The sequence below is a fragment of the Hyphomonas pacifica genome (assembly GCF_000682675.1).
In the GTDB taxonomy this organism is placed as follows: Bacteria; Pseudomonadota; Alphaproteobacteria; order Caulobacterales; family Hyphomonadaceae; genus Hyphomonas; species Hyphomonas pacifica.
Genome location: NZ_AWFA01000025.1, coordinates 20,348 through 35,055, shown reverse-complemented (window position 1 = coordinate 35,055; position 14,708 = coordinate 20,348). Strand labels below are relative to the sequence as shown.

The 14,708-nt window shown below is 59.1% G+C and carries 14 protein-coding genes; 8 read left to right on the top strand and 6 right to left on the bottom strand.

Annotated features, from left to right (window positions below):
• Nucleotides 1-80 precede the first annotated feature (80 nt).
• Nucleotides 81-920, top strand: a complete 840-nt coding sequence (locus tag HY2_RS09555; RefSeq protein WP_233346229.1) for a hypothetical protein — start codon at nucleotides 81-83, stop codon at nucleotides 918-920.
• A 40-nt stretch (nucleotides 921-960) separates the two neighbouring features.
• Here HY2_RS09555 and HY2_RS09550 read toward each other — a convergent pair whose 3' ends face one another.
• On the bottom strand, nucleotides 961-2,043 hold the full coding sequence (locus tag HY2_RS09550; RefSeq protein ID WP_034827054.1) for a site-specific DNA-methyltransferase: 1,083 nt from the start codon (nucleotides 2,041-2,043) through the stop codon (nucleotides 961-963).
• A 339-nt stretch (nucleotides 2,044-2,382) separates the two neighbouring features.
• Here HY2_RS09550 and HY2_RS09545 point away from each other — a divergent pair, with 339 nt between their 5' ends.
• The 4 genes from HY2_RS09545 to HY2_RS09530 all read left to right on the top strand — a co-directional run bounded on the left by HY2_RS09545 (nucleotide 2,383) and on the right by HY2_RS09530 (nucleotide 6,535).
• Nucleotides 2,383-3,363, top strand: a complete 981-nt coding sequence (locus tag HY2_RS09545; RefSeq protein ID WP_034827053.1) for a GAF domain-containing protein — start codon at nucleotides 2,383-2,385, stop codon at nucleotides 3,361-3,363.
• A 146-nt stretch (nucleotides 3,364-3,509) separates the two neighbouring features.
• The gene (gene adh, locus HY2_RS09540; RefSeq protein WP_034827052.1) at nucleotides 3,510-5,033 is read left to right on the top strand and encodes an aldehyde dehydrogenase; all 1,524 of its coding nucleotides are present in this window, start codon (nucleotides 3,510-3,512) and stop codon (nucleotides 5,031-5,033) included.
• A 109-nt stretch (nucleotides 5,034-5,142) separates the two neighbouring features.
• Entirely contained in the window at nucleotides 5,143-6,171 is a 1,029-nt protein-coding gene (gene adhP / locus HY2_RS09535; protein WP_034827051.1) for an alcohol dehydrogenase AdhP, read from the top strand.
• Nucleotides 6,143-6,535, top strand: a complete 393-nt coding sequence (locus HY2_RS09530; RefSeq protein ID WP_034827050.1) for a DUF779 domain-containing protein — start codon at nucleotides 6,143-6,145, stop codon at nucleotides 6,533-6,535. The genes adhP and HY2_RS09530 overlap by 29 nt, the downstream gene beginning before the upstream one ends.
• On the opposite strand, the gene HY2_RS09525 is transcribed toward HY2_RS09530, so the two are convergent.
• The 4 genes from HY2_RS09525 to HY2_RS09510 form a co-directional block, all read right to left on the bottom strand.
• On the bottom strand, nucleotides 6,532-7,665 hold the full coding sequence (locus HY2_RS09525) for a PA0069 family radical SAM protein (RefSeq protein ID WP_051594885.1): 1,134 nt from the start codon (nucleotides 7,663-7,665) through the stop codon (nucleotides 6,532-6,534). The genes HY2_RS09530 and HY2_RS09525 overlap by 4 nt on opposite strands.
• A 73-nt stretch (nucleotides 7,666-7,738) precedes the next feature.
• A complete protein-coding gene (locus HY2_RS09520; protein ID WP_051594884.1) occupies nucleotides 7,739-8,146 on the bottom strand; it encodes a BLUF domain-containing protein in 408 nt (135 codons plus the stop codon).
• Between the two features lie 70 nt (nucleotides 8,147-8,216).
• Nucleotides 8,217-8,831 (bottom strand): TIGR04282 family arsenosugar biosynthesis glycosyltransferase, encoded by a 615-nt coding sequence (locus tag HY2_RS09515; RefSeq protein ID WP_051594883.1) that lies wholly within the window; start codon nucleotides 8,829-8,831, stop codon nucleotides 8,217-8,219.
• A complete protein-coding gene (locus HY2_RS09510) occupies nucleotides 8,828-9,511 on the bottom strand; it encodes a TIGR04283 family arsenosugar biosynthesis glycosyltransferase (RefSeq protein ID WP_034827049.1) in 684 nt (227 codons plus the stop codon). Before HY2_RS09510 ends, HY2_RS09515 begins: the two co-directional genes overlap by 4 nt.
• Before the next feature lie 84 nt (nucleotides 9,512-9,595).
• Between HY2_RS09510 and HY2_RS09505 the strand changes: the two genes are divergently transcribed.
• A complete protein-coding gene (locus HY2_RS09505; protein ID WP_034827048.1) occupies nucleotides 9,596-10,072 on the top strand; it encodes a hemerythrin domain-containing protein in 477 nt (158 codons plus the stop codon).
• A 3-nt stretch (nucleotides 10,073-10,075) separates the two neighbouring features.
• On the opposite strand, the gene HY2_RS09500 is transcribed toward HY2_RS09505, so the two are convergent.
• On the bottom strand, nucleotides 10,076-10,864 hold the full coding sequence (locus tag HY2_RS09500; protein ID WP_034827047.1) for a uracil-DNA glycosylase: 789 nt from the start codon (nucleotides 10,862-10,864) through the stop codon (nucleotides 10,076-10,078).
• Between the two features lie 93 nt (nucleotides 10,865-10,957).
• Between HY2_RS09500 and HY2_RS09495 the strand changes: the two genes are divergently transcribed.
• Nucleotides 10,958-12,640, top strand: coding sequence for an electron transfer flavoprotein-ubiquinone oxidoreductase (locus HY2_RS09495; RefSeq protein WP_034827046.1), 1,683 nt, complete (start codon nucleotides 10,958-10,960; stop codon nucleotides 12,638-12,640).
• Nucleotides 12,641-12,776: 136 nt separating this feature from the next.
• Nucleotides 12,777-14,693: a tetratricopeptide repeat protein gene (locus tag HY2_RS09490; RefSeq protein ID WP_034827045.1), complete on the top strand. Its 1,917-nt coding sequence runs from the start codon at nucleotides 12,777-12,779 to the stop codon at nucleotides 14,691-14,693.
• The last annotated feature ends 15 nt before the right edge of the window (nucleotides 14,694-14,708 follow it).

Below are 14,708 nucleotides of genomic sequence, written 5' to 3'. Positions count from 1 at the left end.
CTCTGGACCACTTTACTGGGGGCAGACCAGCCCTTCCCTCCAATTATGTGATTTAATGTTTTATTACATAAAATATCAATATGAGTCAATTCGTGTATTATTTTGAGCCTCTGAAGCCTGAAGATGTGTCTGCGCGCGCGCTGGTGCTGTCTCTGATGAGCAGTACGGGGGCAGCCGAGCATCCTATCGGGCAGCTGATCAATGCCGCGGCACTGTTCGGCATCGAGGCGGCAACCCTGCGCGTAGCGGTGACACGCCTGATGAAGGATGATCTGCTGGAGAGTTCTGAGCGCGGGGTCTATGCGCCGGGTCCGAAATCCCGCGCGCTGACGCGCCGTGTGCAGCAATGGCAGCATGTGGCGGGGCGTATGGTCGACTGGAATGGTGACTGGCTGGTCGCGCTGGTGCAGCATCTGGGACGCAGTGATCGCAAGCAATTGCGAGCGCGGACGCGGGCGCTGGCGCTGTCAGGCTACCAGGAGACAGATGAAGGGCTGTGGGTACGCCCGGCCAATCTGGCGAGCGATCTGGACAGCCACCGCGCGGATCTTACCGAGATTGGTGCCGATGAGAGTATCATTCTGATGCGCGCCTCCGGCATGGCGATGCAGGGCGATCAGAACTGGGCGCGCCTGTGGTCGCCTGCGGATCTGTCAGAGTCCTATGCCCGCGCCGTGGAGGCGATGGAGCAGAGTCTCGCACATTTGCCGGGCTTGAGCGTGGAGGCGGCGGCCCAGGAGACGCTGCTGATCGGTCAGCCGGTGATCCGGGCGATCAACTTCGATCCGCTTCTGCCGCCGGAGCTAGGCGATCAGGCAGGCTTCCTGCGCATGGCGGAGAAGATGCTGGACTATAACAAGACCGGCCAGGCGTGCTGGCGGGCCTATTATGCTTCTCTAGAAGAAACGGCGCAGGACTGAGCCCCGCGCCGTTCCTGGAATGTAAGTGTGAGACAGGGCGCTAGTTGAGGCCCATTTCCTCGCGATAGCGGCGGCGCAGCAGATCAATTGGCGCGAGGTTGCGCTTTGGATCTTCGAAGTGCCAATAAGTCCAACCATTACAGGCCGGGGCCTGTTGCACATGTGCGCCGAGGCGGTGGATCGAGCCGGAGACTGTGCCGGTGGTCAGCGAGCCGTCGACGCGGATGCGGGCCTGGTAGCGACGCTGTGGGCTGAACAGGCGGTCGCCGGGCTTAAGCCAACCGCTTTCCAGCAGGGCGCCGAACGGCACGCGCGGCAGGGATTTCTTGCTCTTCTCGGTTTCTAGCACAGCGCCTTCAATCGGCTCGATGGCCTTCAGGCGGGCACGTGCGAGACGGACATATGCCTCGTCGCGCTCAATGCCGATGAAATTGCGGCCAAGACGCTTGGCGGCGGCGGCTGTCGTGCCTGTGCCGGAGAACGGGTCAAGCACCGTGTCGCCGGGATTGGTCGTGGCCAGCAGGACGCGCTGCAGCAGGGATTCTGGCTTCTGCGTCGGGTGAGCCTTCTTGCCATCTTCATCCTTCAGGCGCTCTCCGCCCGTGCAGAGCGGGATCAGCCAGTCGGAGCGCATCTGCTTGTCATCATTGAAGACTTTCAGCGCGTCATAATTGAACGTGCACTTCGACTGTTCGGATTTGCCGGCCCAGATCAGCGTCTCGTGAGCGTTCTGGAAGCGGGTGCCCTTGAAATTAGGCATCGGGTTGGACTTCAGCCAGATCACGTCATTCTGTATCCAGAAGCCCTGATCCTGAAGTATCGCGCCAACGCGGAAGATGTTGTGATAGGAGCCGATCACCCAGATTGCGCCGTCATCCTTCAGGACGCGGCGGCACTCTTCCAGCCATTGATGACAGAACAGGTCATAAGCGTCGAAGCTGTCGAACTTGTCCCAGTCATCATCCACGCCATCGACCACCGACTGGTCGGGACGGGTCAGGCCGCCGCCCAGCTGGAGGTTGTATGGCGGATCGGCAAAAACGAGATCTACCGACTTGTCGGGCAAGCGCGACAGGATATCGATACAATCGCCCTGCATGATGACGTTTTTCTGTAATTCCATTTCAGCGGCCCCGCTCAACACAAATCAAATACAAAACTGAAGAGCGAATCAGTGCCGGGCATCGGTTTCTGAATCCCTAATTGTTGCTCTGCCGAATCAGTTCCGGATTGTTGCGTATCCGAAACTATCAGGCAGGATGACCTGTGGATAGAGTTGTGGATAAATCTGTGAGCAAGGGTGTGAATTAGCCCTGAGTTTCAGATGAGCCCCCTTTCGGCGCGGGTGAACTGGTCGTGGGGGATGTAGCAAGTTTCTGCGGTGGGCGGTGGCGCAGAGGCGTGAAGCAGGCTGGATTGAGGTGACGTGCACCCGGCGCAGCCATGTGCTATTATTTACCTTATGAGCAAGGAAAAGAGCCCCGCGGACCCTGCGGCGCATGCAGAACGCGTGCGGTCCATTGCCCTGTCTCGCAGCGCTGCGGCGCAGTCGAGCCTGGCGGCATCCTGGGCGCGATCCATGAAAACCTATGGTCTGGAACCCGACGCACGGAAGGTTGAGGCGCGGCTGGGGCATGCCGAATTGCAGGAGCGCCGCGATGCGCTGGGCCGCATTCTGGCAATTTCTGCCCCTGTGATGGACCGGCTTCATGCGAGCCTGGGGCTGGCGGGCTGCAGCGTGTTCCTGTCAGACACTAAGGGCGTCGTGGTGGACCACCGCATGCCGGATGGCGATGATGAAGCGTTTCGGGCGGCGGGGCTTTACAAGGGATGGGTATGGTCCGAAGCGGTGCAGGGCACGAATGGCATCGGCACCTGCATTGCCGAAGAACGCGCCGTAACGATTTTCCGCGATCAGCACTTCAAGGACAGTAATACGGTGATGAGCTGTATGGGGGCGCCGGTGTTTGATGAGCATGGCAGTCTTATTGCAGTGCTGGATGTGTCATCCTGCCGGGAAGATCTGACACAACCCTTTGCGACCCTGATCGCCCAGACCGTGATGGATGCAGCCCGCCAGATTGAGGCGGATCATTTCCAGACAGCCTTTGCCAGTCGGCGGATCATTCGCGGAGATGGCGATGGCCAGCGCGGCACGGTTTTGCTGGCGGTAGACGGGGATGATCTGGTTGTCGGCGCAACGCGCATGGCGCGGCACGTCTATGGCCTGACAGAAGAGGCGTTTCAGTCCCCACGCCCGGCGGGCGATGTGTTTGGCGATTCCGAGTATCGCGGGGTTGGGCTGGGCAGTGCAGAGCGCCGCGAATTGAAGCGCGCCATCGCCCGCGCCAATGGTAATATGACAGCCGTCGCGCAGATGCTGGGTATCAGCCGTGCTACGCTTTACCGCCGCATCGAACGTCACGGACTGTCGCGCGGTTGATTTTTGTCTCACACTGTCTCAGCGCTGAGACAGTTTTACCTCCCTGTCGTTTCCGTAATGATGACAGCCGCCAATCGCCGCCGGACACTGGCCCAAAGTCTTCGCACCTATGACGAAGAATGCCAGACACCGGAGGAAATTTTCAGATGGCCGACACTCAGATTCTTGATTCCACATCCATGACTGCTCCGTTCAAGGAAAAGTATGACAACTTTATCGGCGGCAAATTTGTTGCCCCGCAGAATGGACGCTATTTCGACAATACGTCTCCCATCACAGGCAAGGTGATATGCCAGATTGCCCGCTCCGATGCCGGGGATGTCGAGCTTGCCCTGGACGCTGCTCATGCCGCAAAAGATGCTTGGGGACGCACTTCGCCTGCAGAGCGCGCCAACATTCTGAACAAGATCGCGGATGTGATGGAGGAAAACCTCGAACATCTCGCCACCTGCGAAACCTGGGACAATGGTAAGCCAATCCGCGAGACCATGGCAGCAGACCTGCCGCTGGCCGTGGACCATTTCCGCTATTTCGCTGGATGCATCCGCGCGCAGGAAGGCGGCATTTCCGAAATCGACCATGACACGATCGCCTATCATTTCCACGAACCGCTGGGCGTGGTGGGGCAGATCATTCCCTGGAATTTCCCGCTGCTGATGGCGGTGTGGAAACTTGCGCCGGCCTTGGCGGCCGGGAATTGCGTTGTGCTGAAGCCGGCAGAGCAGACGCCTGCCGCAATCATGGTGCTGGCAGAACTGATCGGTGACCTCCTCCCCGCCGGCGTTCTGAACATTGTGAACGGCTTTGGCCTGGAGGCGGGCAAGCCACTCGCCTCCAGTAAGCGCATCGCAAAGATTGCCTTTACCGGCGAGACGACGACCGGACGCCTTATTATGCAGTATGCGTCTGAAAATCTGATCCCGGTCACGCTGGAACTGGGCGGGAAGTCTCCGAACATCTTCTTTGAAGACGTAATGCGCGCCGATGATGACTATCTGGACAAGGCGATTGAAGGCTTTGTCATGTTTGCCCTGAACCAGGGCGAGGTTTGCACCTGTCCCTCCCGCGCGCTGATCCATGAGAAGATCTATGACCGGTTCATGGAGCGTGCCCTGAAACGTGTCGAGGCGATCAAGCAGGGCAACCCGCTGGACCCGGCGACCATGATTGGCGCGCAGGCAAGCTCTGAACAGAAAGAGAAGATCCTCTCCTATTTCGACATTGGCCGTCAGGAAGGCGCCGAAGTACTGATCGGCGGCGAGGCGGCAAATCATGGTGGAGAACTGTCGGGCGGGTTCTATGTCAAGCCGACGGTTCTGAAAGGGCACAACAAGATGCGTGTGTTCCAGGAGGAAATCTTCGGCCCTGTTGTTTCCGTTACAACGTTCAAGGACAATGATGAGGCGCTCTCCATCGCGAACGATACGCTGTATGGCCTTGGCGCCGGTGTGTGGAGTCGCGAGGCGAACACCTGCTATCGCTTTGGCCGCGCCATTCAGGCAGGGCGTGTATGGACAAATTGCTATCACGCCTATCCGGCCCATGCGGCCTTTGGTGGCTACAAACAATCCGGCATCGGACGTGAAAACCACGCAAAGATGTTGGACCATTACCAGCAGACCAAGAATATGCTGGTGTCATACTCTCCGAAAAAGCTGGGCTTCTTCTGAGAGGTGGTGTGATGCGCGGCGGCGCCGGTTTGTGGTCCGGTGCCGCCCCGTATGCCGCTGATGGCCAGTTCTTCCCCCTCACCACCGCATTGCAAAGAAAGAGACCCCCATGACAGAGTCCACGATGAAGGCCGCAGTTGTGCGCGAATTCGGCAAGCCGCTTGTCATTGAAGAGGTGAAAACGCCCGAGCCTGGTCCCGGCGAAATTCAGGTCAAGATCGAAGCTTGCGGTGTCTGCCATACAGATTTGCACGCCGCACATGGCGATTGGCCGGTAAAGCCTGAGCCGCCTTTTATTCCAGGCCATGAGGGTGTTGGCTATGTTTCCGGTGTGGGTGCGGGGGTGACGCATGTGAAGGAAGGCGACCGGGTGGGCGTGCCGTGGCTCTACTCCGCTTGTGGACATTGCGAGCATTGTCTCGGTGGGTGGGAGACCCTGTGCGAGAGTCAGCAGAATACCGGCTATTCTGTGAATGGCGGCTTTGCGGAATATGTGATCGCAGACCCGAATTATATCGGCCATTTGCCCAAGGACATTTCCTTTGTGGAGATTGCCCCGGTCTTGTGTGCCGGCGTGACAGTCTACAAGGGCCTCAAGATGACGGACACCAAGCCCGGGGACTGGGTGGTGATTTCCGGCGTGGGCGGCCTCGGCCATATGGCCGTGCAATATGCGAAGGCGATGGGGCGACGCGTGGCGGCAGTAGATATTGACCCGTCAAAACTGGCGCTGGCGAAGCAGCTTGGCGCGGAAGTGACGGTCAATGCCATGGAAACAGACCCGGCGAAGTTCCTGCGCAAAGAAATTGGTGGCGCCCATGGCGCGCTTGTGACGGCTGTGTCGCCGAAAGCCTTCGAGCAGGCGCTGGGTATGGTGCGCCGTGGCGGGACGGTTTCCCTGAATGGTTTGCCGCCGGGGGATTTCCCGCTGCCGATCTTTGACATGGTTCTGAATGGCATCACTGTGCGGGGATCAATCGTTGGTACACGGCTGGACTTGCAGGAATCGCTGGACTTCGCGGCAGCTGGCGCGGTGCGGGCCCATACGGCGACGGCGCGCCTGGAAGAGATCAATGATGTCTTCGGCAAGATGGTGGAAGGACAGATAGATGGGCGGATCGTCCTCGACTTCGCCTGACACACCGGAGCGCGTGATCGCGAGGGACGCGGCACGCGCCTTGATCGCGGAGATCCGTCAGGACCATCCTGACATCCTGTTTCATCAGTCGGGCGGGTGTTGTGATGGCTCCAGCCCGATGTGCTATCCGGTGGATGATTTCAGGATTGGAGACAGCGATGTGAAGCTGGGCGAGATTGACGGCGTACCGGTGTATATTTCCGCCAGCCAGTTCGAGGCCTGGAAGCATACGCAGCTGATCCTGGATGTCGTGCCGGGGCGCGGTGGCATGTTCTCTCTCGATAATGGTCGTGAACGGAGGTTTCTGACGCGCGGGCGCGTGTTCACTGTGCAGGAACTGGCAGCGCTGGACGAGGCGGGCTAGACATCCAGCCGCAGCTGGCCGCCGGCATCTTCCAGCGGGCGGAAAATGTCCGTGCGCAGGGGTTTGCGGTTCTGGTTCATGCCCAGCTTGTGCGCCGCGCGGGCAAAGCGTTTGGAGATCAGCTCTGCCATCGGGCCGCGACCTGTGCCGCGTTCGAACCATTTGGCGTCATAATCCTTTCCTCCCCGCATTTCGCGCAGCAGATTGATGACTCGGGCCGCACGGTCCGGCACATGCTGGGCCAGCCATTCATGAAACAGATCCTTGATCTCATAGGGCAGGCGCAGCAGCACATAGCCCGCACCGGTTGCGCCATGATCTGCGGCAGCCTCCAGAAGGGTCTCGATCTCGTGATCGTTGAGGCCGGGAATGATGGGCGCTGTCATGACGGTGACGGGAATGCCTGCCTCCGTCAGGGCCTTGATCGTGTCGAGCCGACGCTGGGGTGTGGCGGCGCGCGGCTCCATCTTGCGGGCGAGGGGGCGGTCCAGCGTGGTGAGCGAGATGCCGACCCGAACGATGGGCGCGTGGGTCATGGGGGCGATCAGGTCTATGTCGCGCTGGATGAGAGCTGATTTGGTCAACAGGCTGACCGGGTGGCGATACTTTGCCAGCACTTCCAGCAGGCTGCGGGTCAGGCCAAGCTCTCGCTCAATCGGCTGGTAGGCATCGGTATTTATGCCGAGTGCGATGGGGCGGGGCAGGTAACCAGGCTTTGACAGCTCGCGCTTCAATAGCTCCACCGCATTGTCCTTGAAGAACAGCTTGCTTTCGAAATCCAGGCCCGGAGAGAGCCCGCCCCAGGCATGGGAAGGCCGGGCAAAGCAATAGATGCAGCCATGTTCGCAGCCGCGATATGGGTTTACCGAGCGGTCAAAATGGATGTCCGGTGATTTGTTGAAGGTAATGATTGTGCGGGCGGTATCTTTCATCAGCTGAGTTTCCAGCCGCCCGGCATCTTCCTCTATTGTGCCCCAGCCGTCGTCAAAGGCTTCGTGAGTTTCCTTTTCGAAACGGCCCGTCTGATTGGAAATGGCGCCGCGGCCGCGTTGCTGAAAGCGCTCGCTGACCTGCTGCGTATCGAGCAGAGTAACGCGGCCTTTGGGCTGGAGTTTCTGACCTGTCCTCATGGCAAGGAGTTCGCCACAGGGGCGGGAACAAATCAAGAACAAATATTAAGGGCTGCCCGGATTTCCTGTGAAATCAGATGCCCTTCAATTGTTTGTAATTGTCGAGAATGCGCTGCACATGGACCGGTAGTTCCTGATCCAGAATATCGGACATGTCAGGCAAATCCGTTTGGCCGGGGGCACTGCTCTGCGGCGTCACTTTATGTGCCATCGCCCATTTCCGGAAGATGCGCTCTTTCATGTCTTCCTGCAGGACGGTGACTACGGAGATGTGACGGCTGTCCATGTTGATGTGCATGAAGAGTTGTTCGATCTCTTTTCGCGGACCTTCTAGAATCTGAAGAAAGTTGAGCCCGTTGAACAGCAACACTCCGGTGATATCGCGCGCCTCATTATTGCGCTGTGCCGTGCTGATGATCTCTTGAAGATCCTCAGCCGAAAGCGTGTCAGAGGCCGTGCTGACGTAAATCAATCGATACATGATATGCCTGTAAATTCCTAACCTGACCCTAGGTTGGACACGCCTTTGCCTGCCGTGGCCATAACATAGATCAAATATACCGGAGTGTTGGGCGGTACCACGTCTTCCAGTCAGCTTGCTCATCAATATCTTGCAGCTGTTGCATTATTTGCACGCACCAGTTCTGGGGCAAGTTTGCTGTAAGATCTGCCATGGCATGGGGACCCGACCAGCGGACATTCTGGAAAATGGCTGGCAGGCCGGGGCGCTTGTTTAGGCCGAATAACCAGAATCCGCCATCCTCAGCAGGTCCGAGCACAGCGTCGTTGCGGGCGAGGGCTCTGACGGCCTGCCGGATCAGGGCAGGGGAAATGTCAGGCGCATCTGTGCCGATGAAGAGAACTGGCCCGTTGGGCGCTTCGGAGAGCCCTTTTGCGAGTTTCTCTGTCAGCGTGCCGGGGCCCTGATCATGCCGGGGAAGATGAGCTGGCCAAAGTCCCCCCAAGCTCTCGCTCAAGGCCGTGCGTGGGGAAAGATAGAGATGCGTCTCACATCCGCTGGCAAGGGCGGTGCGCATCGTTTGGGCCAGGGTGAAATGCGCAATGCGACGTGCTTCGGTACGACCGACACCTGCGGCCAGACGCGTCTTGGCAAGGCCCATGCGGGGTGGTTTGGCGTAGATCAGCAATCGCGCACGGCGCATCATCGATAGGCCCTTGCCAGCGTTGCCGGTTTTGCGCCCATCAGGAAGCGCATCAGCAGGAAGGCATTGCGCCAGGCTCGCTTGCGCCATCCGTCGCGTTCATATTTTGCGGCGGATGTGCGGGCCTCTGCATCCAAAAAGACGAGACGAGACTTTCCGATGGCGCGCACAATCATCACATCTTCCATCAGCGGAGCGTCCGGATAACCACCGATCTTATTATAAAGTTTGCGGGAGATCAGCAGACCCTGATCGCCATAGGGCAGGCCGAGCCAGCGGGCGCGTCGGTTGGCTCGCTTTTCCAGCCAGCGGGCGGCGCGCGCATCCGAGCGGTATTTCAGGGTGAAGGCTGCGGCCTTGTCCGGCCTTGTGTCGATATGATTGCCGACGCGCTCCGCCCAGTCACGGGAGAGCTGTGTGTCGGCGTGCAGGAAGAGCAGCCAGTCTCCGCGCGCAGCCTTCGCCCCGGCGGCAAGCTGTGCCCCGCGCCCTTTTGCGGCTGTGATCAGGGTGGCGCCCGTGTCGCCGGCAATCCGGGCCGTCGCATCCTCCGAGCCACCATCAGTGACAATCACTTCACGGATCAGCCCCAGTTCCAGTCCCGGCATGAGACTTTGCAGGCAGCCTGGCAGGCCTTCGGCGGCGTTCAGTGTGGGGATGATGACGGATAGCGGAGCAGGCATGTGAGCGGTCTATCAGGAAGCGAAGAGAGGAGGAACAAGTCGCGATTTTAAGCATTATTAGGGCAGACGAAAGGATTCCCTCACATGCCTACGATTTATGAAACCCTGAAGACTGATCACGACAAGCATCGCGACCTGCTGTCCCGTCTGGCTGAGACCGAAGGGGACTCGCCGGAACGCAAGAAACTCTGGAAGGAATTCTATTATGATGTTGGTGGCCATGCCGCCGCCGAGGAAGAAACCTTCTACAGCCCGCTGATGGAGACAGAAGATGGCCAGCCAAAAGGCCGCCACTCGGTTGCCGAGCACAAGGAGCTGGACGACATCATCCAGGAACTGGAAGAGATGGATATGAGCTCCCCCGGCTGGCTGACGCGCTTCAAGACGTTGCGCCATGATTATGAGCACCATATCGACGAGGAAGAGACAGAAATCTTCCCAGTCGCCAAAGAAGCCATCGGCAAGGATGAGTCTGGAGAAATCGCCTCCGCCTTCAAAAAGCGCAAGCAGGAAGAGATGGAGTTGGTCGACGAAAAGGCCGAGGCCGCTCTCGAAGAATAGGCGCTAGCCGCCCAGTTCTTCCAACCGCTTCTCAACGAGCAGCAAATCCCGCCATGCGCGGGATTTGTCTTGTGGGCGGCGCAAAAGATAGGCGGGATGCAGGATCGGGATGAGGGGCACACTGAAGCCGCTGGCTGTGGTGTAGACATGCTCGGTGCCGCGCAGACGCATAATGCCGTTTGAGCTGTCCAGCAGATATTTGGCTGGTACGCCGCCTGCCGCGACAATCAGGGTCGGCTTTGCCAATTCGATCATACGGTCCACGAAGGGATGGCAGACGGCCAGTTCCTCGTCTTCCGGATTGCGGTTTCCGGGTGGGCGCCAATAGTTCACATTCGTGATGAAGGCATTTTCGGTCCGGTCACGATGAATGGCGGCCAGCATCTTGTCCAGCAATTGGCCCGCCTTGCCGACAAAGGGCAAGCCCTTGCGATCCTCTTCCGCGCCGGGGCCTTCGCCGATCACCATCAGGCTGGCACCCGGTGTGCCATCATAGACAACGGTGTTTTCCGCGCCCTGTTTCAGAGGGCTGCCGTCAAACTGTTCAATGGCGTCTTTTAGCGCCCCGACCGAATCGCAGGCGCTTGCAGCCCTTTCTGCTTCTTCGACCCAATTGATCTTCTTGCGGCGAGCGCGTCGGACAGGCGTGGCCGCAGCGGCCCCGGCAGGCGGCGCAGCACGCTCTGCGACCTTCAAATATGCCTGTACCGTCGCGTCATCGACCTCCACGCCCATGTCCTCCCACCACTCGGCGAGTGCTTTAAATGCATCAATTGACGCAGGGGTTGGCATATGGACGCTCTGGACCTTCCTGATAGACGCTGTAATTGCTTAAACAAATGGGCTTAGAGCGGGCACCTTATCACCCGCAAGGAGGAGAAACCAATGGCTGATGACGCTATTGAGCGCGAGTCGATGGAATATGATCTGGTCATTGTCGGTGGCGGACCGGCTGGCCTGTCGGCAGCAATTCGCTTCAAACAACTGGCCAATGAGGCTGGCGTGGATCTCTCGGTCGTCGTGATCGAGAAGGGCGGCGAGATCGGCGCGCACATTCTTTCCGGCGTGGTGATGGACCCGGTTGGTCTGGACAAGCTGTTGCCGGGCTGGCGCGAGCGTGACGATCGCCCGCTGAAAACCGAAGTGACGGCTGACAAGTTCAAATTCCTCGGACCGAACGGTGAGGCCGACATTTCCTGGCTGCCAATGCCGGGCTTTATGAAAAACCATGGCAACTTCACCGGCTCGCTGGCAAATGTTGCGCGCTGGCTGGGCCAGGAAGCTGAAAATCTCGGTGTGGAAGTCTTCCCGGGCTTTGCCGCATCTGATCTGGTTCTGGGTGACAATGGCGAAGTGAAAGGTATCGTAGCCGGCGTAATGGGCATTGCAGCCGATGGCTCCCACAAACCAGACTATGAGCCCGGCATGGAATTGCTGGGCAAATATGTACTGTTCGCTGAAGGCGCGCGCGGCTCTCTCACCAAGCAGCTGATTGCCAAGTTCAATCTGGATGAAGGCCGCGACCCGCAGAAATACGGCATCGGTCTGAAAGAGTTGTGGTCTGTTCCGGAAGAGAATTTCCAGGAAGGTTATGTCCAGCACACAATGGGCTGGCCGCTGGACAATTCCACTGGCGGCGGAAGCTTCCTGTACCATTTCCGCGACAATGGCGAGCCGTTCATCTCGGTCGGCTTCGTGGTTCATCTGAACTACGCCAACCCGTACATATCGCCGTATCAGGAATTCCAGCGCTTCAAGCACCATGCCTCCGTGCTGCCGCATCTGAAGGGTGGCAAACGCGTGGCCTATGGCGCGCGGGCGATCACCGAGGGCGGCTTCCAGTCCGTTCCGAAGCTGGCCTTCCCGGGCGGCGCGCTGATCGGGTGTGGCGCAGGCTTCGTCAACGTGCCGCGTATCAAGGGCAGCCATAATGCTATCCTGACCGGCATGATGGGCGCGGAAGCCGCGTTCGAAGCCATCAAGGAAGGCCGTCAGGGTGATGTGCTGACTTCCTATGAAGACGCTTACAAGAAGTCTTCCGTCTACAAGGAGCTGAAGCAGGTGCGGAACGTGAAGCCGCTCTGGTCGAAGCTCGGCACGGCCATCGGTATTCCGATGGGCGGCCTGGAAATGTGGATTTCCAGCCTGTTCGGCGGTTTCTCCTTCTTCGGTACGCTGAAGCACGGCAAGACCGATGCGGCGAGCCTGAAGCCGGCGAAGAACTTCAAGCCTATCGACTATCCGAAACCCGATGGCGTGATCAGCTTCGACAAGCTGACCAATGTGTCCTTCACCAATACTTATCACGGCGAAGACCAGCCGGTTCACCTGGTAGTGAAGGACATGGCGCTGCAGAAGGCTTCCGAGCATGATGTTTATGCGGGTCCGTCCGCGCGGTACTGCCCGGCAGGTGTGTATGAGTGGATCGAGGAGGGCGGCGAGCTGAAGTTCCAGATCAACTCCCAGAACTGCATCCACTGCAAGACCTGCGACATCAAGGATCCGAATCTGAACATTAACTGGACCGTGCCGGAAGGTGGCGGTGGGCCAGCCTATCCGAATATGTAATCTGTGAGATTACAATGACTTCAGATAAGCGCGGCAGGCCTGAAACCTGCCGCGCTTTCTCCATCTAATGCCTTGCTCTTGCCGCATGGCACTGCTTCACTCAGGTTAGTAACCGAACCCGGAGTGACTCATTCACATGCACCGCCGACTGCTCATCGCCGCTTCCGCCCTGTCCATCTCTTTGGCTTTGGGCGCCTGCGCCACGGAGCCTGCCCCTGCGCGGCCGTCCGTAGAGACCGTTCAGGCGGAATTCTCCATGCCTCTGTCTGACGCAGCGCTTGCGACTGCCGTGCTGGACGAGGCCAGAAAGCCAGTGGGCGTGGACGCCTATGACATGCCGGTCGACGCCGTGAAGGCGGGCGACATGGCGGCCTTCCTGCAAATGATCAAGGCGCTGCCGGAGGAAGACCGGAATGCCAGCCCGCTATTTGCGGCTTTCCTGGCGATTGATCGCGCGGCAGCAGGCGATACCGAGTCTGCCCGCGCCATTCTGGATGCTGCCTCAAGTGGGACGGGCGAGGAGGGAGAGACCAGCTTCTACGCTTATCTAGATGCCTGGCTTCTGGCGCTGGACAATAAGCCGGATGAGGCCATTGAGCGCCATCGCATGGCGGCGTCTTCCATGCCCGGACTGACCGGAGATCTGTCGCTGGCCGCGATGCTGGAGGCGCTGGACCGCCCGGAACAGGCGCTTGCGGTGTATGAGTATCTGACGCCCAGCAAGATTGAGGCACCCGAGCACCAGTTTGATCCCAAGGGTCTACTGTATGGCCATGTGAAGACGGTGATCCAGCGCCATGCGCTGTTGCTGCAGCGTCTTGGCCGTGTGGAAGAGGCGCAGGCGGTCTACAAACAACTGGCCGATGCCGAGCCGGAAGAAGCGATCAGCTATGCTGCGGCGATTGAAAGCCTGAAGACCGGCAAGAATCTGGACAATGACCCGCTGAATGTCCGTTCTGCCTTTACCCAGTCTCTGGCAGATGTGTCGCGCGCCCTGCAGGAGCAGCGCTATATCCGCACCATCATGATGGGCGGCAGGATTGATGGCTTTGATGACCAGCGTTCGTCCTTCGATCAGATCGCGCTGCTGGTCTATCCGGGCGATAATGATCTGCGCGCGGCCATCATCGCCGAGATGTATCAGAGCGCCCTGTATGAGGGCGTGGCCCATGTTGCGCTCAGCGCGCCAGAGCCGACGCCGACCCTGGAGATTTCTGCTGCGCAGGCGCTGATCATGCTGGACCGCAAGGATGAAGCCCGCAAGGCGATTGATGCGGCGCTGGACCTGTCGGACGCGGATAACCGCCTGTCTACCCTGTATGGCGCGCTACAGCTGACGACACTGCTGGAAGACGAGAAACAGTCCGTTGAGCTGGTCGATGAAGTCATCGAACTGGCAGAAAATCCGGCCGAGCTGGCGGCGGCTCATGGATTGGCGGCCGAGATAAACGGCCAGTTCGGTGATCTGGAGCAGGCGGCCATTCATGCTGAAAAGGCTCGCGAGTTGGACGACACGCATGATCGCCGCATGATGCTGGCCGACGCGCTGGGCAAGGTAGACAAGATCAACGAAGCGTTGACCATTCTGCGGACGGAGCGGCTGGCGCGTCCGAACGACCCCTACACGCTGAATTCGCTCGGCTATTTCCTGATTGTAAATACTGACAAGCTGGATGAGGGGTTCAAGGTGTTGCACCGTGCCCGCGCGCTGGCAGATCGCGATCCCTATATTACGGATTCCCTCGGCTGGGCCTATTTCAAGCTGGGCCATTTGGATGAGGCGCGCAAGCTGATCGAGATGTCCCGCCAGGAATTGCAGCCGCATCGCCACTGGGAAATCGAGACGCATCTGGGCGACATCTATTGGTATCAGGGCGATAAGGACGCGGCCCGTGAGGCCTGGCAGTACGCGCTGGATAACCATCCGCCCGCAAAGGAACGTGCAGATCTGGAGGCGAAGCTGGTGAATGGCCTGACAGAGCCTGTTCCTGAAAAGCGCAAACTGCCGGATGTCTCCATGAGTGACGGCGCGATTGACCGCCAGGACATCTGACGTAATTGTCAGGCA